This is a genomic window from Ruegeria sp. AL12, from assembly GCF_056540885.1.
Map to the genome: position 1 here is coordinate 102,966 of NZ_JBQFXN010000006.1, position 22,739 is coordinate 125,704.

18 protein-coding genes are annotated in these 22,739 nt (G+C 60.4%); 11 read left to right on the forward strand and 7 right to left on the reverse strand.

What is annotated here, in order from left to right:
• Positions 1–25 precede the first annotated feature (25 nt).
• Positions 26–5,455: an alpha-2-macroglobulin family protein gene (locus ACR0C6_RS15455; RefSeq protein ID WP_480620056.1), complete on the reverse strand. Its 5,430-nt coding sequence runs from the start codon at positions 5,453–5,455 to the stop codon at positions 26–28.
• A 116-nt stretch (positions 5,456–5,571) separates the two neighbouring features.
• Between ACR0C6_RS15455 and ACR0C6_RS15460 the strand changes: the two genes are divergently transcribed.
• Positions 5,572–7,830, forward strand: coding sequence for a response regulator (locus ACR0C6_RS15460; protein WP_480620058.1), 2,259 nt, complete (start codon positions 5,572–5,574; stop codon positions 7,828–7,830).
• Between the two features lie 90 nt (positions 7,831–7,920).
• Here the strand turns inward: ACR0C6_RS15460 and yaaA are convergent, their stop codons facing one another.
• The 3 genes from yaaA to ACR0C6_RS15475 all read right to left on the reverse strand — a co-directional run bounded on the left by yaaA (position 7,921) and on the right by ACR0C6_RS15475 (position 11,128).
• Positions 7,921–8,691 (reverse strand): peroxide stress protein YaaA, encoded by a 771-nt coding sequence (gene yaaA, locus ACR0C6_RS15465; RefSeq protein WP_480620060.1) that lies wholly within the window; start codon positions 8,689–8,691, stop codon positions 7,921–7,923.
• A 33-nt stretch (positions 8,692–8,724) separates the two neighbouring features.
• Positions 8,725–10,764 (reverse strand): DNA helicase RecQ, encoded by a 2,040-nt coding sequence (gene recQ / locus ACR0C6_RS15470; RefSeq protein ID WP_480620062.1) that lies wholly within the window; start codon positions 10,762–10,764, stop codon positions 8,725–8,727.
• A gap of 76 nt (positions 10,765–10,840) precedes the next feature.
• On the reverse strand, positions 10,841–11,128 hold the full coding sequence (locus ACR0C6_RS15475; protein ID WP_005980077.1) for a YggT family protein: 288 nt from the start codon (positions 11,126–11,128) through the stop codon (positions 10,841–10,843).
• A gap of 128 nt (positions 11,129–11,256) precedes the next feature.
• Here ACR0C6_RS15475 and ACR0C6_RS15480 point away from each other — a divergent pair, with 128 nt between their 5' ends.
• The 10 genes from ACR0C6_RS15480 (at position 11,257) to smpB (ending at position 19,475) form a co-directional block, all read left to right on the forward strand.
• Positions 11,257–12,624, forward strand: coding sequence for an MFS transporter (locus ACR0C6_RS15480; RefSeq protein WP_480620064.1), 1,368 nt, complete (start codon positions 11,257–11,259; stop codon positions 12,622–12,624).
• The gene (mepA, locus tag ACR0C6_RS15485) at positions 12,621–13,484 is read left to right on the forward strand and encodes a penicillin-insensitive murein endopeptidase (protein ID WP_480620066.1); all 864 of its coding nucleotides are present in this window, start codon (positions 12,621–12,623) and stop codon (positions 13,482–13,484) included. The genes ACR0C6_RS15480 and mepA overlap by 4 nt, the downstream gene beginning before the upstream one ends.
• Positions 13,457–14,341: an esterase-like activity of phytase family protein gene (locus tag ACR0C6_RS15490; protein WP_480620068.1), complete on the forward strand. Its 885-nt coding sequence runs from the start codon at positions 13,457–13,459 to the stop codon at positions 14,339–14,341. Before mepA ends, ACR0C6_RS15490 begins: the two co-directional genes overlap by 28 nt.
• A 91-nt stretch (positions 14,342–14,432) precedes the next feature.
• Positions 14,433–15,080 (forward strand): queuosine precursor transporter, encoded by a 648-nt coding sequence (locus ACR0C6_RS15495; RefSeq protein ID WP_171640194.1) that lies wholly within the window; start codon positions 14,433–14,435, stop codon positions 15,078–15,080.
• 263 nt (positions 15,081–15,343) lie between these two features.
• A complete protein-coding gene (gene arfB, locus ACR0C6_RS15500) occupies positions 15,344–15,763 on the forward strand; it encodes an alternative ribosome rescue aminoacyl-tRNA hydrolase ArfB (RefSeq protein WP_480446642.1) in 420 nt (139 codons plus the stop codon).
• 60 nt (positions 15,764–15,823) lie between these two features.
• Complete coding sequence (locus ACR0C6_RS15505) at positions 15,824–16,570, forward strand: SDR family oxidoreductase (RefSeq protein ID WP_171117063.1); 747 nt, start codon at positions 15,824–15,826, stop codon at positions 16,568–16,570.
• Between the two features lie 82 nt (positions 16,571–16,652).
• Positions 16,653–17,669: a P1 family peptidase gene (locus ACR0C6_RS15510; protein WP_480620070.1), complete on the forward strand. Its 1,017-nt coding sequence runs from the start codon at positions 16,653–16,655 to the stop codon at positions 17,667–17,669.
• 113 nt (positions 17,670–17,782) lie between these two features.
• The gene (locus tag ACR0C6_RS15515) at positions 17,783–18,196 is read left to right on the forward strand and encodes a c-type cytochrome (RefSeq protein WP_171172089.1); all 414 of its coding nucleotides are present in this window, start codon (positions 17,783–17,785) and stop codon (positions 18,194–18,196) included.
• A gap of 201 nt (positions 18,197–18,397) precedes the next feature.
• The gene (idi, locus tag ACR0C6_RS15520; RefSeq protein WP_171172087.1) at positions 18,398–18,940 is read left to right on the forward strand and encodes an isopentenyl-diphosphate Delta-isomerase; all 543 of its coding nucleotides are present in this window, start codon (positions 18,398–18,400) and stop codon (positions 18,938–18,940) included.
• Between the two features lie 58 nt (positions 18,941–18,998).
• Positions 18,999–19,475 (forward strand): SsrA-binding protein SmpB, encoded by a 477-nt coding sequence (gene smpB / locus ACR0C6_RS15525; protein ID WP_224858171.1) that lies wholly within the window; start codon positions 18,999–19,001, stop codon positions 19,473–19,475.
• Here the strand turns inward: smpB and glpK are convergent.
• From glpK to panB, 3 genes are all read right to left on the reverse strand, one after another.
• Positions 19,472–20,950 (reverse strand): glycerol kinase GlpK, encoded by a 1,479-nt coding sequence (gene glpK / locus ACR0C6_RS15530; RefSeq protein ID WP_480620072.1) that lies wholly within the window; start codon positions 20,948–20,950, stop codon positions 19,472–19,474. The genes smpB and glpK overlap by 4 nt on opposite strands.
• A 69-nt stretch (positions 20,951–21,019) precedes the next feature.
• Positions 21,020–21,871, reverse strand: a complete 852-nt coding sequence (panC, locus tag ACR0C6_RS15535; protein ID WP_480620074.1) for a pantoate--beta-alanine ligase — start codon at positions 21,869–21,871, stop codon at positions 21,020–21,022.
• Entirely contained in the window at positions 21,868–22,707 is an 840-nt protein-coding gene (panB, locus tag ACR0C6_RS15540; RefSeq protein WP_480620076.1) for a 3-methyl-2-oxobutanoate hydroxymethyltransferase, read from the reverse strand. Before panB ends, panC begins: the two co-directional genes overlap by 4 nt.
• Positions 22,708–22,739: the final 32 nt, after the last annotated feature.

Here is a 22,739-nt window from a genome sequence, read left to right on the forward strand (position 1 = left end):
AAACAAGGGTATGGCGCAAGGCCGGTCACTGGATCTCGACCCGTCCGGTAGATGTCCGCGCCCGATTCTGTGGGCGGTACATGTCCTCGACCGAGGCCGCTGGATGATGGAACACGCCAGGTGTCACGGCGCGCGCCACGTAGGCCAGCGTCACGGTTTCACGACCGGACAAATCAACGGCGGCCAGGAACCGGTCCGAGCGGAACTCGGTATGGGTGGCGTCGGACAGATCCAGCCAGTCCAGCGATCGGACATCCCCCGAGCGGAGCAGGCTCGGGTTGTCGATCTCGATCCCGGCGGACAGTGGATCGTCCACCATCAACCGCGCACCGCCGTTTTCGAACGGTGTAACTTGCAGCACAGTGACGAACCGATCACCCACGGCAAAGCGTTCTGAATCGATCAGATCGCCATCCATCGAGTAATACCGCCGTTCGATTGCATAGCCGGTGCCGCCTGCCTCGGGCGGAACCTCCGGGATGCCTGTGACCGTCAAGGTGATATCCGTCGCCTGACCGTCGGCGGCCGTGACGTTGATCTCGTACGCCTGTCCGGATTGCAGAACTTTCACGAACGGACCGGAAACCGGCGCCCCGTTGACCACCAAGCCCGACCCCGTTGGGTCAGACACAAGCGCGTGCGCCGCCAGCAATGACCACGTGGCCTCCTGCGTGGACAACGGCGTGCGGCCCGTGCTCACCCGTTGGATCAAAGCATCGCGGTCAATCGCCTCGCTGCCCGCGTCCACGGCAAGGGTCAACAGACCGGCCGCATCCCGCAGGTGGGTGCCGTAGTCAGCGCGCCAGACGTTCTGTTGCTGGTTCCGTTGCCGATCATCCAGCATTCGCGCGGCACGGTTGAACATCGCATCCGCGCGGGTCTGGTCGCCGTAAGAGGCCAGAGCTGCGCCCAATTGCGCCGCCGCCAGAGGGGTGTCGAAGGCATCCCCTTTGACATCCGCGTAATAGCGCAGATCGCCCATCGAGGCCGCGCCTTCCCGCGCAAGAACCATCAGGGCATAGGCGATGTCCTGACCGCCTTCGTCGAAATCAGGCGCGTAATTGACCCTGTTCCGAAGATTGTCCATCGCCTGAGCAAACGCCCGGTCCGGCACGGGATGCCCCTGAATGCGGGCACGGGACAGGAAATCGGTCACATAGGCGTCCAGCCAGAAATCCCCGCTGTCTGCGCGCCACAGGCCAAAGGCGCCGTTTGCGGCCTGACGGGTCAGGATACTGCGGATCGAATCGGCGATGCGTTGATCCACAACCGGGCCATCCCCCAGCCCCGTTGCTTGCGCAACGGATGACAGGTACAGCAACGGCAGCGCTTTGCTGGTGATCTGTTCGGTGCAGCCATAGGGGTAACGGTTTAGCTGATCCAGCAGACCGGGCGTGTCGAATTTGGCCAACGCTCCGGCGGACAGGATGGCCTTGGCTGAACCCGGCTGGAACCCGTCAAACACATCCTGAGAAAACAGGAAGCTATCGCCTGCGCCCAAGGCAAAACGCCGCGTCTGTGCAATCACCGGGTCATTGGCCCGCACCGGCATGCGCAGGGTTTGCGACAGGTCGCGCCCATCAGGTGTGGTGATCGATACGCTGATTTCAGGATCGCCGATGGCGCTGGCCGTGATCGGGATCTCGAAAACCGCCTTGCCACCGTCCTCCAGCACAAAGCTGGCCGGTGCCGCGCCCAGTTCCAAACCATCGGAGGCGGTCAGCCCAAGTGCCATTTCTCCGGGTGTGGCATCTGCATGGACGATCTCAAGACGCATCCGGCTTTGATCGCCCGGGGCAAGGAAGCGCGGAAGGCTGGCGGTGACGACCACCGGGTCGCGGACGATCATTTCAGCCTCGGCCTGACCGACGGCTTTGCGCGACCACGCGACGGCCATCAACCGGACGGTTCCGTTGAAGGCGGGAAGGGGAATGTCGATCTCAACCTCTCCATCCGCGCCGATCTTGACCGGGCCACTGAACACGGCCATCAGGTCTTGTGTCGGTGGCGGAGACTGGCGTCGCATCCCGCTGTCATTGTCGCCGCCCGAGCGCACTGTGCCCATGGCTCCGTTCATGCCGTCGATCAGTCGCCCGTAGACATCCCGCAGATCAACACCCAGGCGGCGTTGCCCGAAATAGTATCCTTGCGGGTCCGGGCTTTTGAACCCGGTGAGGTTAAGAATGCCCACGTCGACGGCGGCCAGCGTCAGCCAGACCGGTTCGTCGTCCACGGAATTTTCGACCCTGATACGGGCTTTTTGCGTCTGACGCGGTGCGGTGACCTCGGGCACATCGACAGTTACGGAAAGTCTGCGGTCCCCTGGATCGATGCTGGCATGGGCCACGCCCATCGCCCGCGCGGGGTTCCGACCAGCTGCAACATCCATTGGGCGGATCACGGTTGCGGTGACATAAGCCCCGGCGCCCCAATCCTGGGTCACCTCAATCGGGATCAGAGTTTCCCCTTCGGGCACCTCCACGATCTGGCGATGGATCAGACGGTTCGAAAGGACTTCGATCTGAGCGACACCGGCCATGCGGGGCACGATCCGCAACTGCGCGGTATCCCCGATGCGATAGCTGTCGCGATCCAACGACATTTCCAGCCGGTCCGGCGTGGTCGATGCATCGGCGGCCTGATACCAGCCCGCATAGAAATCGACGGCGGTTTCGGAATATGTTCCGTCAACCCGCTGCACCACCAGTTCATAGCGCCCCCATTCCACCGGTTGGGTCAGTGTCAGAGGGTCAGAGGAGACGTCTACCTCGCCGGTGGCGACACGGCTGCGGCGCGTTGTCGGTTCCCAGTTCCAGTCGCCGTGAAGCTGGTACCACTGATAGCGCGTTTCTATCTTGTTCAGCGTCCAGCGGAGATGCATCGGAATGGGCGTCAACTCAGGAGACAGGCCAACGATCTCGAATGCAGCTTCGGTGCCTTCCGGAATGACTTCGTCGAACAGAGGTTTGACACCAATAACAGGGTGCGGCGGCAGGACGGGCGCGGTCAGGCGACGCTCGACCGGGCGGCCCGAGCCATCGGCCAGCCGGGCGATGATTTCGACCTCGATCGGCTTTCCTTCAGTCTCTAATACAGGGACTTCGACGGCCACTGTTACTTGCCCCGCCGTGTCTGTGCGCATGTCACCGAAATATGTGCTCTTGTTCGAGATCTCTGCATCATAGCGACCAAAGCGATATCCGTCGTAGCCCGGAACCGTGTCCGCCGGGCGCGCGATGACCTGCCCGTCAATGCTCAGGTCCGACCCCGGCGCTCCAAAGAGATAGCGCGCGTCGATCGCGAGCGGTGGGCTGTCGCCGGGGCGCAAGGGTGCGTCGGGCAGGGTCAGTTCGAAATCGATACGCTCGGGCAGGAAATCCTCGACAAGAACGGTCTGACGCGCCAGCGCATCGCCCTTGGGATCGGATTTGATTTCAATCTTCCATGCGCCACGCGGTACGTCTGCGGCCACGGGCAGGGCAAAGACATGGCCCCCGGCAACACCGCCATCCGAGACAGACCGGCGGTATTCCACCCCGTCCGGGCGATACAGGATCGCCGTCAGAGGCAGGCCCTCGATGGCCTGCGCCTTGCCATCGCGGGACAGGGCGGTGACATGGATCACTTCGCCGGCCCTGTAGGCACCTCGGTCGGTGGTCAGGAAGACATCGACCGGCCCCGCCGGTGCGCGCCCTTCAACGCCGCGATCCGACAGGTCAAAGGCAGGATCGGTCAGCGAGAGAAAGCTGAAATCGCTGTCATCGATTGCCGCCGTCACCAAAGCAGGCGCGCTGGCCCCTTTGCCGCGTGTCAGGCCCGGATCGAACCTTACATAGCCGGTTTCATCGGTCTGTGCCGATGCGATAACGGCGTTCGCCCCTGAGACCAGCGAAACTTCGACACCCTCGCGCGGTGCCGCGTCGCTTAGCCCGCGCACGGTCACGTGCAGCCCGTCAGTGCCCAGGGCGGTGCTGATCCCCAGATCAGAAAGCACAAACCATTGCGTTGCGCCGGGATTGTCATAGGGATCGGCCCCCGGAACCCGGGCGGTCAATGCATAGATACCCGCAGGTTGATCCGAGATCGCTTCGGCCATGGGAAGACGTGCCGTCATGGTCTGGTTCAACTGGTTTGAAACCTCGGCAGTACCCGTCCAGATGTCCTGGGCAATCTGGTCCGAGAATTCTTCCTCCTGCCATTCGCTGAGCGGGCGGCCAAAAAAACCCTGTTGCACGGCTCGCAACAGGTTCCGGTCGCTGACCCGCCGCAGGGTCAGGTCAAGTTCGGTGACATTGACCGTTTCGACGGGCAAGGCCGCGTCGGCAGATTTCGGAAGGACATAGCTGCGTCCGGGAAACCGAACCGAAGGCGTCCGGTCGCGTACATAATGGGTCAGTTCGATGCTGCGATTCAGTGCTTCGCCCGAGGCGGCAGGCAAGCCTTCGCGCAGCGTCAGGCGATAACGCTGGCCATGCGCGACCCCATCGACGCAAAGCTGGCTGTCCTCGGCCTGCACGACCAGCCCGTCGGCGTCACGTTGAACGAAGGGATCATAGTCGACCCCGGCCTTGACCAGCGATTCCGAGAATTCGATACAGATCCTGGGTGTTGCCGCATCGCTTTCGACCGAGCTGTCGACCACGCGGAAACCGTATTTGCCGATCGCTTTGTCCAATGCGGACAGCACGTCTTCGCGCGGCTGCACTTGCTCGGCCAGCCGAAGAACGGGAATCATGTCGCGCCCGCGCTCAACCTCTTCCAGGGCTTCCGCAAGGGTCATCAGGGCAGCGATCTGGGTGCCGGGGGTTTCGGCGCGCAGATAGCCATTGATCGACGCATTCAGCGCGCGGTTGCGCAGGTCGCGCCGCTCATTCCAACCCGAAGGGTTCATGGCCAGCAGCAGGCGCGCATATTCCACCCAAAGATCCGCGCTGTCGCTGAGCGATACGGCGACACCGATCCACTGCATCGCTTGTGCGACACTGCCCGTGTCGCGCGCCGCATCCAGAACGGCCTGAAGGTCATACCCCCCTGCCGGGTGCAGGAATCCCAGATCGCGGGCTTGCTTTCTTGCGTGCACCAGATCGTCAGAACTCAGGACGCTCAGTGCTTGCTCGCGCGTTTTTCCCAAGGTTAGGGTCTGTTCAGCGCTTGGCACCTTTTGCGCGGACAATGCGCCTTGATACGCCTCTTGTCGGTTCACGCCACTTTTGGGAAAGCAGGCATCGGATCGGGTGTTGTAGGTGAACGCCGTACATTGCGCGTTGGCCGAGCAAGCCTGAATACAGGACTTCAGATCGGTGTCGAACAACGGATCCAGATCCGCCCCGTAAAAATCCGTATCCCGAGAGGTGACATAGCGGAACTCAGGCACCGCACTCTGCGCCAGAACGGCAGCGGGAAGGATCAGAAGGAAAACTAAGTAAGTTATTGAAATAAAAACAAAGCGGTGCATCGTGCTCTCCTCTTTGCGCTCAACCTTGCATGGCGCGCGCCTGTAGCGCAACGGCTTAAACAGTTTTTCATTCTCTGTCGCGATGCTGAGATCCGAACGTCCCGGAAACGATCAAAATGAGTCTTGCAAACAAACTGGCACAGGAACGGCGTGCGCGTCTGGCAGCCGAACGAATGCTTGCCTTGAAACAGGCCGAACTTTCGGCCGCCAATCGCAAACTGGGCCAACACGCCATGGCGTTGACCAGGCGCATTGGTGAAACTCAGGCCGAAGTTGAAACTGTTCGCGGCGAAAACGAAAAGGTCAAATCGGATCTCACCGTCGCTCATGCCAAGATCGAGATTGCCGAACGCCGCCTTTGGCATTCGATCCAGACCATTCAGGACGGGTTTGCATTCTTTGACGGCGACAGCAGGCTCATCAGCGCAAACGCTGCGTATCTCAGCGTGTTTGAAGGGCTGGATGAGGTGGCGCCAGGGATTTCCTACCAGCGCATTCTGCAATTGCTGACCACCGAAGGAATTGTCGATACCGGTGACGAAACTGCCGAGGAATGGCAGGCCAGAATGCAGGCACGCTGGAATCGGGCCAATCCACCTCCGATCGTCATGCAACTGTGGAACGGTCACTACATCCGCCTGATCGATCAGCGTGGCAGCGGCGGTGACGTGGTCAGCCTGGCGCTCAACATCACCGCGTCGGTCCGGCACGAATCAGAACTGAAGGCTGCCCGCGAACGGGCGGAAGCGGCCAACAGGGCCAAATCAGCCTTTCTCGCCAATATGAGCCATGAAATCCGCACGCCGATGAATGGTATCGTGGGTATGGCCGAACTGCTTGATGAATCTCCGCTGGACGAAGAACAGCGGCTCTATGTCAACACCATCCGCAATTCGGGTGAGGCATTGTTGGTTATCATCAACGACGTGCTTGATTACTCCAAGATCGAGGCGGACAAATTGGTTTTGCACCCTGAACCCTTCGATCTGGAGCGCTGCATTCTTGAAGTCGCAATGCTGTTGCAGCCAAGCGTGCGTGACAAGGGGCTCACGTTGCTTGTGGATTACGACCTGTTCCTGCCCACCCTTTTCGTGGGCGATCCGGGCCGAATACGGCAGGTTCTGACCAATCTGGTCGGCAACGCAGTCAAATTCACCACGGAAGGGCATGTCCTGGTCCGTGTGACAGGCGTTCCGCATGCCCAGGCTCAAACATGCGACATCCATGTTGCCATCGAAGATACCGGCATCGGTATCGATGCGGACAAGATCAACCACGTTTTTGGTGAGTTCAATCAGGTCGAAGATGAACGCAATCGTCAATTTGAAGGTACCGGGTTGGGTCTTGCGATCACCAGGCGCCTGATCACCATGATGGGCGGTTCAGTCTGGGTCGAAAGCGAACCGGGTCGGGGATCCTGTTTCGGGTTCAGGGTGTCGCTGCCCACGGCAGAAGGCCCACAGCCCGAGCCTCCGAAACTGGCGGATTGCGTGAAACACGTCATGGTGGTCGAGGATCTGGCCGTAAACCGGGCCATTCTGGCGAAACAACTTGGCCGTTTGGGGGCCGAAGTGACGGTTTGCGCATCAGCGGCCGAGGCGCTGGCAGAAATGCATGACGCGATTGAACTTGTCCTGTGCGATCATGATCTGCCGGATATGGATGGCTTGGATCTTGCCGTCACCCTCAAAGACCGTGGGTGGGGCGACGCTTCGGTCATCGTGATGTCTGCAAATCCATCTCTGATCCACACGCACCCAGCCCGCGAACTGATCGACGGTGTGTTGCAGAAGCCGATCCCCAGGGCCGAGTTGTATTCCAGGCTCGTGGCTCTCAAGGACACCCCGCCGCCAGAACGTCGTTCGACGCAGCGAAAACCCGTTGCCGACGGCCGAGAAACCAAGGTCTTGGAAACAAGGCGCATGAAGGTACTTGCGGCCGAGGACAATCTTACCAACCAGCTGATCCTGAAAAAGATGGTCAAAGACCTGCATATAGATCTGCGATTTGCGTCCAATGGAATAGAAGCCGTCGAGATCTTTCAGGAATTTGACCCGGACTTGGTCTTCATGGATATATCGATGCCAAAAATGGACGGCAAACAAGCCACTGCTGAAATCCGCAGGCTTGAGGTCGAAACAGGGCGTCATGTCCCGATCGTCGCCTTGACGGCTCATGCAATGGCCGGTGACGATCAGGGCATCCTGTCCGCGGGGTTGGATCACTACATGACGAAACCGCTGCGCAAAAACCACATTCATCAAATGATCCTGCAACACCAACCAGATGGCGTAAGCGAAGTCATGGACAATCACCTCGCCCAGGAACACGCACCCATGTGTGACCGCAAACAGGATCCCACTTCATCTGGCTGAAAATATCCCGGGGAGCGCGAGGGGCTGGCCCCTCGCCCGGACCCTCGGCCCAAAACCGTGGAGGGAAGCATCGATCAGGCTGTCACGGTTTCAGGCCGAATAAGGTCGAACAAAGACAGGTTTGTCCTTTTCCGACAGGTCAGCACGATACGCGTAACCGCCCGTATCGAAATCCAGCAGGGCATCGGGGTCGGTCAGGCGGTGCTGAATGACATATCGCGCCATTGCGCCACGCGCCTTTTTGGCAAAGAAACTCACGATCTTCGGTGTGCCGTTCCTGTCTTCCATGAACACCGGCGAGATGACGCGCAATTTCAGCGCGTTCGGGTCCACGGCGCCGAAATACTCCTGACTGGCGCAGTTGATCAGAACGTCGCTGCCGATCATGTTGACTTGTGCGTTCAGAGCTTTGCTCAGCTGGTCGCGCCAAAACTCGTAAAGGTTCTTGCCGCGCCGTGTTTTCAGCTTGCTGCCCATTTCCAGCCTGTAAGGCTGTATCGCATCCAGTGGCCGCAACACACCATAGAGACCGGAGAGGATGCGCAGATGATCCTGTGCCCATGCCAGTTCGTCAGGATCGAGCGAAGCTGCTTCCAGACCCTGATAGGTGTCCCCCGCAAAGGCCAGCGCGGCCGGGCGCGTTGCATCGGCGTCTGGCATGTCGGAAAAAGCACGATAGCGATCGCGGTTCAGGCGCGCCAGATCATCGCTCAGACCCATCAGCTTTTTCAGATCGCCAAGGGTCAGATTGCGCGCGGTTTTGGACAGTCTGATCGCATCATCCTGAAAATCCGGCTGTGTGACTTGAACGTCCCGCTCTGCCCAGTCCAGCCGCTTGGCCGGGGAAATCACTACCAGCATACCTGCCCTCTTTTCTTGCCTGCTCTGACGTATCTAGCCCGCGCCACGCAACACGTCCAGAAAGGCAGTGCCAAACCTTTCGTGACGCCGGTCGCCCAGCACCTGTTCAAGTCCACGCAGGTCGTCAGGGCGTATCTGCGCCACCTTTGCCAGTTGCGAGGCCGAGCAGGTCAGAGGCTTGTCTATCCCGTCGGGGCCGCGGGACAATTGGGACTGTACTTCCAGCAAGCGGTCATAGATGTCGCCCTGATCGCGACCGGCCAGTTTGCGGCGCGCCGGGTGCAACGCCTGGGCCTCGCCCGCGATCACTTCAAGGAAGGTGTCGCCATAGCGCTCCAGCTTCTTGGCGCCGACGCCGCCGATCCGGGCCATCTCGTCCAGCGTCATGGGGCGCTTTTCCGCCATTTCGATCAGGGTGCGATCCGGGAAAATGACATAGGCCGGGACTCGGGCGGATTCTGCCAAAGCGCGTCTTTTGGCCTTGAGAGCCGACAGCAAGGGCGCATCTTCATCGGACACCATGGCTTTCACGGCGGGGCGACGGGTTGCCTTGCGCAGGGCGTCCTTGCGCAGATTGATCTTTGCCTCGCCCTTGAGAATAGGTTTGGCGGCCTCGGTCATGCGCAAGGCCCCGTGGCGTTCGGGGTCGGGGCGCACCAGATCGTGCCCCATCATCTGGCGGAATATCGCCTGCCATTGCGCGCGCGACCAGTCCTTGCCGATGCCCCAGGTGGACAGACCATCATGACGACGGGCGCGGATCTTGTCGGTCTCGTTCCCCAGAAGGATGTCGATCAGATGACCGCTGCCAAACCACTCCTCGGTGCGAAGAATCGCGGACAAGGCCATTCGGACGGGTGTTGTGCCATCAAATACTTCGGGCGGTGTATCGCACAGGTCGCATTTGCCGCAGGGTGCGGCCTGTTCCCCGAAATAGCCCAGCAGGGTCTGGCGGCGGCATTCCAGCGCCTCGGCCAACCCCAGCAGCGCGTTCAGCCGCGCATGATCCGCCATGCGGCGTTCGGGTGGCGCCAGCCCCTCGTCAATCTGGGACCGCCGCAAACGTATATCGTCGGGGCCGAACAGAGTCAGGGTCTCGGCCGGCCCGCCGTCGCGCCCGGCGCGGCCGATTTCCTGGTAATAGGCCTCGATGGATTTCGGCAGGTCCGCATGGGCGACCCAGCGGATATCGGGCTTGTCGATGCCCATGCCGAAGGCCACGGTGGCCACCACGATCAGCCCGTCCTCGCGCGCGAAGCGGGTTTCGACGATGCGGCGGTCCTCGGCCTCCATCCCGCCGTGATAGTGGCAGGCGCTGTGGCCCTGTTCGCGCAGCGCCTGCGCCAGAACTTCGGTCTTGTTGCGGGTGCCGCAATAGATGATGCCCGACTGGCCCCGGCGCGCGTCGGCGAAATCCAGGATCTGCCTGCGCGGGCTGTCCTTGGCGGCAAAGGCCAGGTGGATGTTCGGCCGGTCGAAGCCCCGCAGAAACTTGCGCGGGGGCGTGCCATAGAACAGTTTCTCGACGATTTCGTCCTGGGTTTCCGCATCCGCCGTGGCGGTGAAGGCGGCCAGGGGCACGTTCAGCGCGCGCCGCAGCTCTCCGATCCGCAGATAGTCGGGACGGAAATCATGGCCCCACTGGCTGACGCAATGGGCCTCGTCCACGGCGATCAGGCTGACATTGATCCGCCGCAACATGCCCAGTGCCGACCCGGCGGCCAGCCGTTCGGGCGCCATGTACAGCAGTTTCAGCCGCCCGGCCTCGAGAGCCGCCCACACGGCATCGGTTTCCTCGGGAGTGTTGCCCGAGGTCAGCGCACCGGCCTCGACCCCGGCTTCTTGCAGCCCCCGCACCTGATCGCGCATCAGGGCGATCAGCGGCGAGATCACCACCGTCACCCCGTCGCGCAGCAGGGCAGGCAGTTGATAACACAGGGATTTGCCGCCGCCCGTGGGCATGATGGCCAGCACGTTCTGGCCGGCGGTTACGGCATCGACGATCTCTTCCTGCCCGGGGCGGAAGTCATCGAATCCAAAGACATCTCGCAGCAGAGGCGCGGCGTCGAACATGTGCGGGGGTGCCCTGTTTCAAGATTTGACTGCTCTTGAAAGGACAATCACACAGTCGGAATCGGGGAACAAGAGGTCAGTAGAAATAGACCGCGTTGTTGATCAGGATGATCCGCAGCGCATAGACCCCGATCAGCACCACCAGCGGCGTCAGGTCCAGACCGCCCATATTGGGCAGGATACGCCGGATCGGGCCATAGATAGGCTCTAACAGGCGGTTCAGCCCGTACCAGATTTGCGCGACCAGCTGTTGGTGCAGGTTGAGCACCTGAAAGTTGATCAGCCAGCTCATGATCACATGGGCCAGGATGATGAACCAGACAATGTCCAGGATCAGCAGCAGGATTTGGATCAGCGACAGCATGGGTTCTCCGTATTCTTGTTGGCCGAGACCTAAGCACCATAGCGACAAAGAGCAAGTGTCTGGCACTCAACGCTTGCGATTTGAATTAAAGCCCAGTCATATAATCGCAACGATAAACAGGGGCAGAGATGGCAGAAATATCCAAGCGCAGGCGCATCTGGGGTTGGTGGTTCTTTGACTGGGCCAGCCAGCCCTATCACACCCTTCTGGTCACCTTTGTCTTTGGCCCATACTTCGCAGGCGTCGCCGCCGGGTATTTCACCACTGAAGGGCTGGATGCGCAGGCGGCTGCGGCGCGCGCGCAGACCGTTTGGGCCAACTGTCTGACGATCACCGGGTTGATCATCGCTTTTGGTGCGCCGCTTCTGGGGGCAATGGCGGATGTCTCGGGGCGGCGCATCCCGTGGATATTTGCCTTTTCGGTCATGTATGCGGTCGGGTCAGCGGCGCTTTGGTACACGATGCCCGATGGCTCGAACATGTGGCTGATGCTGTCGGCTTTTGGTTTCGGCTTCGTAGGTGCGGAATATGCGCTGATCTTCATCAACTCGCAGCTACCCGATCTGGGTGATGACAGCGAAGTGGGCGAGATCTCGGGCTCGGGCTTTGCCTTTGGCTATTTTGGAGGGCTGATTTCGCTGGCGATCATGCTGGCGCTGTTTGTGGAACAGCCAAACGGCAAAACCCTGATCGGGATGACGCCCGCCCTTGGTCTGGATGCCGCCACCCGGGAAGGCACGCGTTTTGTCGGCCCCTTTACCGCAATGTGGTTCATTTTGTTCATGGTGCCGTACTTCCTGTGGGTCCGCGACGATGCGGCGACGGACAGGAAGGGAAGCGTGGGTGAGGCGCTGCGCCTGTTGTCGAAATCAGTGTCTAACTTGCGCTATCGCGTCAGTTTGGCCAGTTACCTCGGTTCGTCCATGTTCTATCGCGACGCACTGAACGGGCTGTACAGTTTTGGTGGTGTCTACGCGCGGCTGGTGTTGGAATGGGATCTGATCAAGATCGGAGTATTCGGGATCGTCAGTGTTCTCGCCTCGGCCGTTTTTGCGTGGATCGGGGGGAAGGCAGACAAGAAATATGGCCCGAAACCAGTGATATTGGTGGCGATCTGGGTATTGATTTTTGTCTGCGTCACAGTGGTTTCGATGGACCGGACGCAGATCTACGGCATCGGCCTGCCTGACGGATCCAACCTGCCTGACCTCGTCTTCTTTGGCTGTGGTGTGCTGATCGGTGGCATGGGAGGCATTCTGCAATCGGCCAGCCGTTCGATGATGGTGCGCCACACCGACCCCGAAACCCCGGTCGAAAGCTTTGGTCTTTATGGTCTGTCGGGGCGCGCGACCGCTTTTGCGGCCCCGTTGTTGATCGGGATTGCAACAACCGCAACCGGCAGTGCGCGTCTGGGGGTGTCACCAATCATTCTGTTGTTTATTCTGGGTCTATTCCTGATGCGCTGGGTCAGACCTGAAGGGGATCAGAGCAGATGATTTTACTACGTTTTTTGGCACTATTGGTAATAACCGCGCTGGCGCATACGGCATCAGCGCAGCCCTTGGCAAAGCAGTTGTTCGGGGCACAGAAGGTAAGCTCGCAACAAAAAGCGGCTGCGTTCGGCAGTTATTCGCGCGGATGTGCGGCCGGATCGGTACAATTGCCCGAAACCGGGCCCACGTGGCAGGCAATGCGGCTGTCGCGCAATCGCAACTGGGGGCATCCCGAGGCGATCGATTTCGTGCAGGACCTCAGCCGGTTTGCAGCGAAACAGCCGGGTTGGAACGGTCTCTATATCGGGGATATCAGCCAGCCACGGGGCGGGCCAATGACTTCGGGACACCGCTCGCACCAGCTGGGGCTGGATATCGATATCTGGATGCTTCCGGGTGACAACATGCGCCTGTCGCGCAAGGCGCGCGAGAATATTTCGTCCATATCGCTGCGCCGCTCGAACGGTGCCTATGTCAACAGCAACTGGACCAAACAGCACCACGCGGTACTGCGCGAAGCCGCCAAGGACAAGCGCGTGGCACGTATCTTCGTGTTCCCCGGGGCTAAGGTTCAGATGTGCAACGATGAAAAAGGCAACCGGGCCTACCTGCGCAAGATCAGGCCCTGGTGGGGGCATCACTACCACTTTCACGTGCGCCTGAAATGCCCAAGAGGATCAAAGGGATGCGTCAACCAGGATGCACCACCCAAGGGCGATGGCTGTGCCGAGGCGCAACAATGGGTGCGTAACATCCTGAACCCGCCGCCGCCCGACCCGAACGCGCCGGCGCCCAAGAAACGCCGGGAATATGTGCTGGCCGATTTGCCGAAACAATGCGCCTCAGTCTTGCAATCCAAGTAGGTGCGGCACTGTTTCTGGCCACGGCAGCCCCTGGAGTGGATGTAAAAACCGCCACACATCAAAGCAGTTTTGCATGGCGTCACAAGGCGGATTGGTTCGGTGGATTCTCGGCGCTGCACATTTCGGACAATGGGCAGCAGATGATGGCGCTGAGCGACCGGGCACGGTTGGTGACGGCGCGCATTGACCGTCTTGATGGCGAGATCACCGGCATTCGCATTCTGGGGCAATGGCCGGTTCTGTCCAGCAACGGGCATCGCATGTCCGGCGGCGTTGGCGATTCCGAAGGGATTGCGGCGGTTCCTGACGGTGGGTTCTATATCTCATTCGAAGGGGTGCACCGCGTCGCCCATTACCCCGCTCTGGGCACGAAGGCGCGTGTGTTGCCACGCCCGCGGGCATTTCAGCATCTCGCCGACAACGGGTCCTTTGAAGGTCTGGCCATCGACAGGCGCGGGCGGCTGTATACGCTGCCGGAAACGAACCGCACCCCGGACGGAGATATTCCCGTCTACCGCTGGAATGGCCAAACCTGGTCGACCCCATTTGTTCTGCCCCAGCGTGGTTGGTTCAAGCCGGTTGCCGCTGATTTCGGTCCTGATGGGCGGTTCTACGTGTTGGAGCGAAGCCTCTCGGCAATCGGCTTTCGCTCGCGCCTGCGGCGATGGGATCTGACAGGCGACGTGCCAAACGCCGAGGAAACCCTGTTCGAAACCGGAACCGGCGCGCATGACAACCTCGAAGGTTTGACGATCTGGCGGGATGGTCAGGGACGTTTGCGGGCCACGATGATCTCGGACGACAACTTTCTGGCGCTGCAACGGACCGAATTGGTCGAGTATCTGCTGCCCGATTGACACGCGGCAGATGAAGGTCTAAACGCACAGCTTGCCTTGGGACGGTCCCTTGGCCAAGTCGCCGCTACCTTGTCAAAACGGGCATCAAAAAATGCAACGCAACTATATTCCCGGCATTCTTGCCATGGCCGCCATCGTCGTGGCCTCGAACATCCTGGTCCAGTTCCTGATCTTTGATGGCCTGTTGACCTGGGGTGCCTTCACCTATCCGCTGGCCTTTCTGGTCACTGACATCATGAACCGCGTCTACGGTGTGGGCCCGGCCCGCAAGGTTGTCTTCGCGGGCTTCGTCACCGGGGTGATCTGCTCGCTGATCGGCAGCCAGATCATGCTTCAGGGCGACGGGTTCACCTATGCCGCCGTGCCGCTGCGCATCGCCGTCGCCTCGGGCACCGCGTTCCTGATCGCACAGCTGACCGACGTCACAGTGTTCAACGCCATGCGCGGCGGTCAATGGTGGCGTGCGCCGCTGGTCTCGACCCTGGTAGGTTCAGCGCTGGATACCGCGATCTTCTTCACCATCGCCTTCTCGGCCTCGGTCACCTTCTTTGGTGCCGATGCGGATGCGGCCATCAATTGGGCGTGGGAGCCCGTGCCCTTCATGCTGTCGGGCCCCGAGGCGCCGCTGTGGGTGACGCTGGCCTTTGCCGACTGGTTGGTGAAACTGTCGCTGGCCCTGATCGCGCTGATCCCGTTCAAGGTGATCGTTGCGCGACTGACCGCTGCACAGCCTGCGTAAAAAAGTGCTTTGAGAATGGCGCATCTTGTGTCACGCTACTTTTCAACCGCAACAGATAGAAAAGGAGGTGATCCAGTGTCGAGAAAGAGATTGGAGAGAGGTGTCGGAACAACCGGGGGGAAAGCCTGCTAGGGCAGCCCTTGGCCGAGCGTACGCTCCGGCTGGTCGATTGATCTAACCGACCCGACCTCCTAAACTTTCGAAGGGCCGTCCCACCGGGGCGGCCCTTTCTGTTTTTAACCGCTCCAGCTATGGTCTCACCCATGTTGCACATCTCTGACGAAATCACTCTGCAAGACTGGGAAATGACCGAGAGCTTCATGCGTTCCTCCGGGCCTGGCGGGCAGAATGTGAACAAGGTCTCGACCGCCGTTGAACTGCGCTTCGAAGCCGCGCGCTCACCCTCGCTGCCCGATCCGGTCAAGGCGCGGCTGAAACGGCTGGCCGGGCGCCGATGGACCAAGGATGGCGCGATCATCATTCAGTGCGAAGAAACACGTTCCCAAGCCCGCAACAGGGAAATTGCGCGAACAAGGCTGGCCGAGCTGATCGGCAAGGCGCTGGTCAAACCCAAGCGGCGCATCGCGACGAAACCCACCTATGGTTCGGTCAAACGCAGGCTTGCGGCGAAAAAGGCGCGGGGCGACGTCAAGGCGCTGCGCGGCAAGGTGTCCGAAGATTGATCTGGCATCTCGTCCGGGCGTTGATAGTCTGGCCTGCAAAAGGTGCAGGAGAGTAACACCATGAGGCTGGAGGGAAAAACCGCAATCGTCACTGGCGGTGCATCCGGGTTTGGTGCTGGGATCGTAAGGAAGTTCCTGGCCGAAGGCGCGCGTGTCATGATCGCTGACATCAATGGCGATGCTGCGCATGAACTCGCAACCCGGCTTGGGTCCGAGGCGGTTGCCCAGCAGGTCGATGTAGGCGAGGGCGCTTCGGTTCAAAAGATGGCGGATGCGGCTTTCTCAACCTTCGGCCATCTGGACATCCTTGTGAACAACGCCGGTGTGACCCACCTGCCAACGCCGCTGGAGGAGGTCAGCGAAGCGGATTTCGACCGTGTTTTCAACGTGAACATGAAATCCGTCTATCTGACCGCCCGCGCATTGGTTCCACCCATGAAGGCGCGCGGGGCGGGTTCAATACTGAATGTTGCTTCAACCGCGGGCCTGTCACCGCGCCCGAACCTGAACTGGTACAACGCTTCCAAGGGCTGGATGATCACCGCAACCAAAACGATGGCGGTCGAGCTCGCCCCGTCCGGCGTGCGGGTGAACGCGATCTGCCCGGTCGCCGGGGAAACGCCGCTATTGAAATCCTTCATGGGCGAGGATACGCCCGAAATCCGTGCCAAATTCCTGTCGACCATCCCGTTGGGCCGCTTTTCAACCCCCGAAGATATGGCCAATGCCGCCTGTTTCCTGTGTTCGGACGAGGCCAGCATGATCACCGGCGCCGCGCTCGAGGTGGACGGAGGCCGATGCATCTGATCCGCTCTTCATCTGGCCAAAAATATCCCCGCCGGAGGCAGCGCGCGCCAGCGCGCTTTCCCGCTCGACCACCGAGGCTTGCATGATCCCCGGACCCAGAAACCTGATCACGGATGTCCCCGGCCTGAAGGTCGGCAACGCACAGAACGCAACTTTGAAATCAGGCGTCACCGTCCTGACCGGCGCGCAACCACTCCGCGCCTCGGTGCACGTGATGGGTGGCGCACCCGGCACACGCGAGACAGATTTGCTGGCCGCCGACAAGACCGTTGACCAGGTGGATGCGATCGTGCTTTCGGGCGGGTCGGCCTTCGGGCTGGATGCCTGTTCGGGCGTCATGGATGCGCTGCATGCCCTGGGCCGCGGGTTCAAGGTGGGTTCCGCCGTGGTGCCGATCGTGCCCGGGGCAATCCTGTTCGACCTGCTGAATGGCGGCGACAAGGCGTGGCACGAGAATCCCTATCGCGCCTTGGGCCGCGCGGCGTTCGAATCCGCGTCGGACCGATTCGAACTCGGAACTGCAGGTGCAGGAACCGGGGCTTTGACCGCGATGCACAAAGGCGGGTTGGGTTCGGCCTCGGTTGTTTTGGACAGTGGTGTTACCGTTGGCGCATTGGTTGCGGTCAATCCGCTGGGCAGTGTCACCACGCCGGGTGACAGGCATTTCTGGGCAGCCCCCTTTGAAGTGGGCGGCGAATTCGGCGGGTTGGGGCCTGATTCCAATGCCGGACTTGGCCAACCAACGGTCAGTCGCAAGGCGCAGGTGATGCAGTCCGCGAACCCGGACCAGGCCAATACCACGATTGCCATCGTTGCGACGGATGTGGCCCTGACCAAACCGCAATGTCAGAGACTGGCCGTTGCCGCCCATGACGGTATTGCCCGCGCCATTGTACCCGCCCACACGCCGGGGGATGGTGATCTGGTATTCGGGGTCAGCACGGGCGCGCGGAGTGTCGCCACCGACACCGAACCAGGTGTCATCGGGCATGCGGCCTCGCTGTGCCTGGCGCGAGCTATTGCGCGCGCCGTGTATCTGGCGACTCCGGCCGCGGGCGATCTGTTGCCTTGCTGGTCCGAGGTACATGACAAAAGTTAAGGACATCCTATTTGTCGCAGTGGCACATTAAGCGCGCGCGGCAATCTGCGCGTTGACTCTTTTTTGCGCCGACGGTCCATTCGGTGCAGCCAATTTCTATCGGAGCAAAAGCTATGAATCGCATCCTCGCTACCGCAATCGTCGGCCTTCTGGCCCTTCCTGCTTATGCTGAAGGTGACGCTGAGGCGGGCAAGAAAACCTTCAACAAATGCAAGTCCTGCCACATGATCGCCGACCCGGCAGGCGAAGTGATCGTCAAAGGTGGCAAGACCGGCCCCAACCTCTATGGAATCGCGGGCCGCACCGCTGGTACCGTTGAGGGTTTCAAATACGGAGACAGCATCGTTGCCGCCGGTGAGAAGGGTCTGGTCTGGGACGAAACTACTTTTGTCGAGTATGCTCAGGACCCCAAGGCATTTTTGAAAACCTATCTGGATGACACATCCGCCAAATCGAAAATGACCTTCAAGCTGAAAAAGGGCGCCGAAGACGTCTATGCCTACATCGCAAGCGTGTCGGGTGAATAACATCTGATATTGTGCACCACTGCACAAGGACCAAAGGCCGCAGCCCCTGCGGCCTTTGGTGCGATTGATAACAATGTGGAACAGCCGCACTTTGAAGTCAGACGGCGGATTGCCAAGCAACGCCGCAAAGCCAAGCCGATCCGGCAACAGCAATAATCAAAATCAGGGCTCGTCAGGCGGATTGGCAGCAGGAGAGGACAGATGGGTATCATGATCCCAGCTTGGGTCGATGGTGAGTTGACCCCTGTAGACAAGCTTGAAGTTCACGAGAAGGGGCTCAAGCACAAGGCTGTGTCGGTTTTTGTCGTACGGGGGACCGAGATCCTGTTACAGCGTCGCGCATTGGGCAAGTACCACACGCCCGGCCTTTGGGCGAACACCTGCTGCACGCATCCCGATTGGGACGAAAGCTCGTCCACCTGTGCCGTGCGCCGCCTGCGTGAAGAGCTTGGGATCACAGGTCTGTATCCCGAATACCGACACCGGCTGGAATATCACGCCGATGTCGGCAACAGCATGGTGGAAAACGAGGTTGTCGACGTCTTTCTGGCCCATGTCCGCGGCCCGCTGAAAATCGCGCCCAACCCGGATGAAGTCATGGATATCCGTTGGATCGACTATCACGATCTGTTGGCCGAGGTGAAACGCCACCCGGACCGGTTTACGCCCTGGTTGAAGATATATCTTCACAACCACGCGGACACGATTTTTGGCCCGGATCTGATCATTTCTGCCAAATCATGACCTCGGCTGGAAATCCGTGCCTTGCAAGGGCGGCGCAAGCCGCCTAAATCAACGCGTCATGGCCAAGCAGAAGACAGACCCGAATTACAAAGTGATCGCCGAAAACCGGCGCGCCCGCTTCGATTATGCCATCGAGGACGACATCGAATGCGGTATCGTTCTGCAAGGATCCGAGGTCAAATCCCTGCGCGCGGGTGGCTCCAACATCGCGGAAAGCTATGCCACCGTCGATGATGGCGAGCTGTGGCTGGTCAACAGCTATATCGCGCCATACGAGCAGGCCAAAGTGTTCAAGCACGAAGAACGCCGCCGTCGCAAGCTGCTGGTGTCCCGCAAACAGATGTCCGATTTGTGGAATGCAACCCAGCGCAAGGGCATGACGCTGGTGCCGCTGGTTTTGTATTTCAACCACAAGGGGTTGGCCAAGATCAAGATCGGCATCGCCAAGGGTAAGAAAACCCATGACAAGCGCGAAACCCAGGCCAAGCGCGATTGGTCACGGCAGAAACAGCGTTTGTTGAAAGACCACGGTTAGAACGCCATCGCAGCCTGTACCGCGCGTTGCCAACGCTCATAAGCCGCATCGCGTTCGACTTGTTCCTGCGTTGGCTCGAACCGGCGGTCCAGCGCCCATGTTTCCGCAAACCCGGCCTGATCGGGATAAATTCCGGCTTTCATGCCTGCCAGCCATGCGGCGCCAAGGGCTGTCGTCTCTTGCATGACAGGGCGGTCCACAGGCGCGCCCAGACAGTTCGACAGGCCTTGCATGGTCCAGTCAGACGCGGCCATCCCGCCATCGACGCGCAGGATGACATCGGCATCGGCGCCCCAGTCGCCCTGCATGGCATGCCACAGGTCGCGGGTCTGGAAGGCGATGCTTTCCAGCGTGGCGCGGGCAATCTCGGCCCGGCCGGAATTGCGCGTCAGCCCGAACAGCGCTCCGCGACAGTCAGGTTTCCAATAAGGCGCCCCGAGGCCGGTGAAGGCGGGCACAAGCACCACATGCTGGTTCGGATCAGCCCGAGCCGCCAGTTCGCCGCTTTGAGGCGCCGCGTCGATGATCTGCAACGCGTCGCGCAGCCATTGCACTGCGGCCCCCGCGATAAAGATCGATCCCTCCAGCGCATAAGTCCGCCGGCCGTCCAGTTGATACGCGATCGTCGTCAGCAGGCGGTTTTTCGACTGAACCGGCTGCGTGCCGGTGTTCAACAGCGCAAAGCAACCCGTACCATAGGTTGATTTCATCATACCGGGCTGGAAACAGGCCTGCCCGATGGTGGCGGCTTGCTGGTCGCCTGCAACGCCCAGAATGGGAATGTCGCCCCCGAGCAAAGTGGTGGTTCCGAAATCCGCGGCGCAATCCTTCACTTCGGGCAAAAGGTTCAGGGGCACATCCAGCAGGTCGCAAATCTCGGCGCTCCACGTGCCCGAGTGAATATCGAACAGCAGAGTACGGGCGGCGTTGGTGGCATCGGTTGCATGAACACGGCCTTCGGTCAGCCGCCAGATCAGGAAACTGTCGATCGTGCCGAACAGCAGGTCTCCGGCTTCTGCGCGCTCGCGTGCACCGGAAACGGTATCCAGCAGCCATTTGACCTTGGTGCCCGAGAAATAAGGATCCAGCAGCAGACCGGTCTGAGCTGTGACGTCATCCTCGCACCCGGCCTGTTTGTAGCGCGCGCAGATATCGGCGGTGCGGCGGTCCTGCCAGACGATGGCATTGTGGATGGCCTTGCCGGTCTGTTTGTCCCAGACAACCGTCGTTTCGCGCTGGTTGGTGATGCCGATACCGGCAATCTGATCCGCTGAAACACCGGTGGTTTCCATCACCTCACGGCACACGTGCAGAACGCTGGACCAGATATCCTCGGGGTCGTGTTCAACCCAGCCTTCCTGCGGAAAGTGCTGAGGAAACTCCTGCTGGGCGGTGCCAACAGGCCGCATCTGCGCGTCAAACAGAATGGCGCGCGAGGATGTGGTGCCTTGATCGATTGCCAGAATATGGGTCATTTCCGCTCTCCCCCGGTATCGTTTTGCCGGACTTTAGCGCAAACAATGGCGAAGGGGCCAGTGCAGAAATCAGGCCGGATTGACAGGAATATTGTCGATCAGGCGGACGCCGTCGGCCCAGGCCGTGACAAACAGGCGGGCGGGCTGGGTGGCGCTGGACAGGCTTTCCAGTGTCTCGGCACAGCGCAGGTCGACATACTCGACTTCGGAAAACCCGACATTCAGCAGGGTTTCCTTGGCATCCTGCGCCAGCATGGCAAAGTCCGCGCCCTTGGCCAAATCGTCCGCCACCTGCCGCATGACGCCGTTCATTTGCTCTGCGATCTTCAACCCTTGGGGGGAAAGAAGAAGATTGCGCGACGACATCGCCAGGCCCGAAGGTTCTCGGACGGTCGGGCAGCCGATCACCTCGATTGGGATGTTCAGATCGCGCGCCATCCGGCGGACAACCAGCAGCTGTTGATAGTCTTTTTCCCCGAAATAGGCTCGATCCGCCTGTGTTTGCAGGAACAGTTTGGCGACCACCGTGGCCACGCCTTCGAAATGTCCGGGGCGGAAAGGTCCTTCCATCACGTCGGTCAGACCGGCAACCGATACCGTCGTCGAAAAACCTTCCGGATAGATTTCCTGCGGGTCCGGCACATAGATCGCATCCACGCCATACGGGGCCAGCTTTTGGGAGTCTTCATGTTCGGTGCGGGGGTAATTTGCCAAGTCTTCGGGATTGTTGAACTGCTTGGGATTCACAAAAATCGTCACGATCACCCGGTCGCAGCCCTGTTTCGCAGCCTGCGCCAGTGACAGATGCCCTTCGTGCAGCGCACCCATGGTCGGAACCACGCCGATCACCTCACCGTTTCGGCGCCATGTGGTGGTTTTGGCACGCAGCTCGGTCAGAGAGCGCAGAATCGGTGCGGTCATGTCTTTTGTCCTTTGGCCGGAGCCTGATCGGCAAAGACATGTTCGTCCGCCGGGAAGGTCCGCGCGCGGACTTCGGCGGCGTATTCCGCAATGGCCGCTTCGGCCAACGGACCAAGCTCGGCATAGCGTTTGACGAATTTGGGTTTGAAGGCGGTGAAAAAGCCCACCATGTCGTCCACGACCAAAATCTGCCCGTCACAGCCCGCAGATGCACCGATGCCGATGGTCGGGATCGCAATCTCTTCGGTGATCTGGTTCGCCAGACCTTGGGGCACTTTCTCCAGAACGACCGAGAACGCGCCAGCCTCGGTCACGGCGCGGGCGTCTGCCATGACGGCTTCAGCCTGCTCGTCCCGGCCCTGCACCTTGTAGCCGCCCAGCGTATTGATCGACTGCGGCGTCAGTCCGATATGAGCCATCACCGGGATGCCTCGTTTCACCAGAAAGCGGATGGTTTCAGCCATCTCCACACCGCCTTCCAGCTTGATCGCGCCGGCATTTGTGTGCGCCATCAGGCGTGCGGCGTTACGAAAGGCTTGCGCCGGGCTTTCCTCATAGCTTCCGAAAGGCATGTCGATGACCATCATCGCACTTTTCAGGCCGCGTGATACGGCCTGACCATGCAGGATCATCATCTCCATCGTGACCCCCAGCGTGGATTCCAGCCCGTGCAGCACCATGCCGACGCTGTCACCGACCAGCACAAAATCGCAATGGGCGTCCATCAGGCGCGCCATTGGCGTGGTATAGGCGGTCAAAGAGACCAGAGGTTCGCCGCCTTTTCGGGCGCGAATGTCCTCGGCGTTCGGGGCTTTCTTGCGGGCGGTGGCGCTCATGGATCGCTCCTGCAGTATTATGTTGCAGTGCG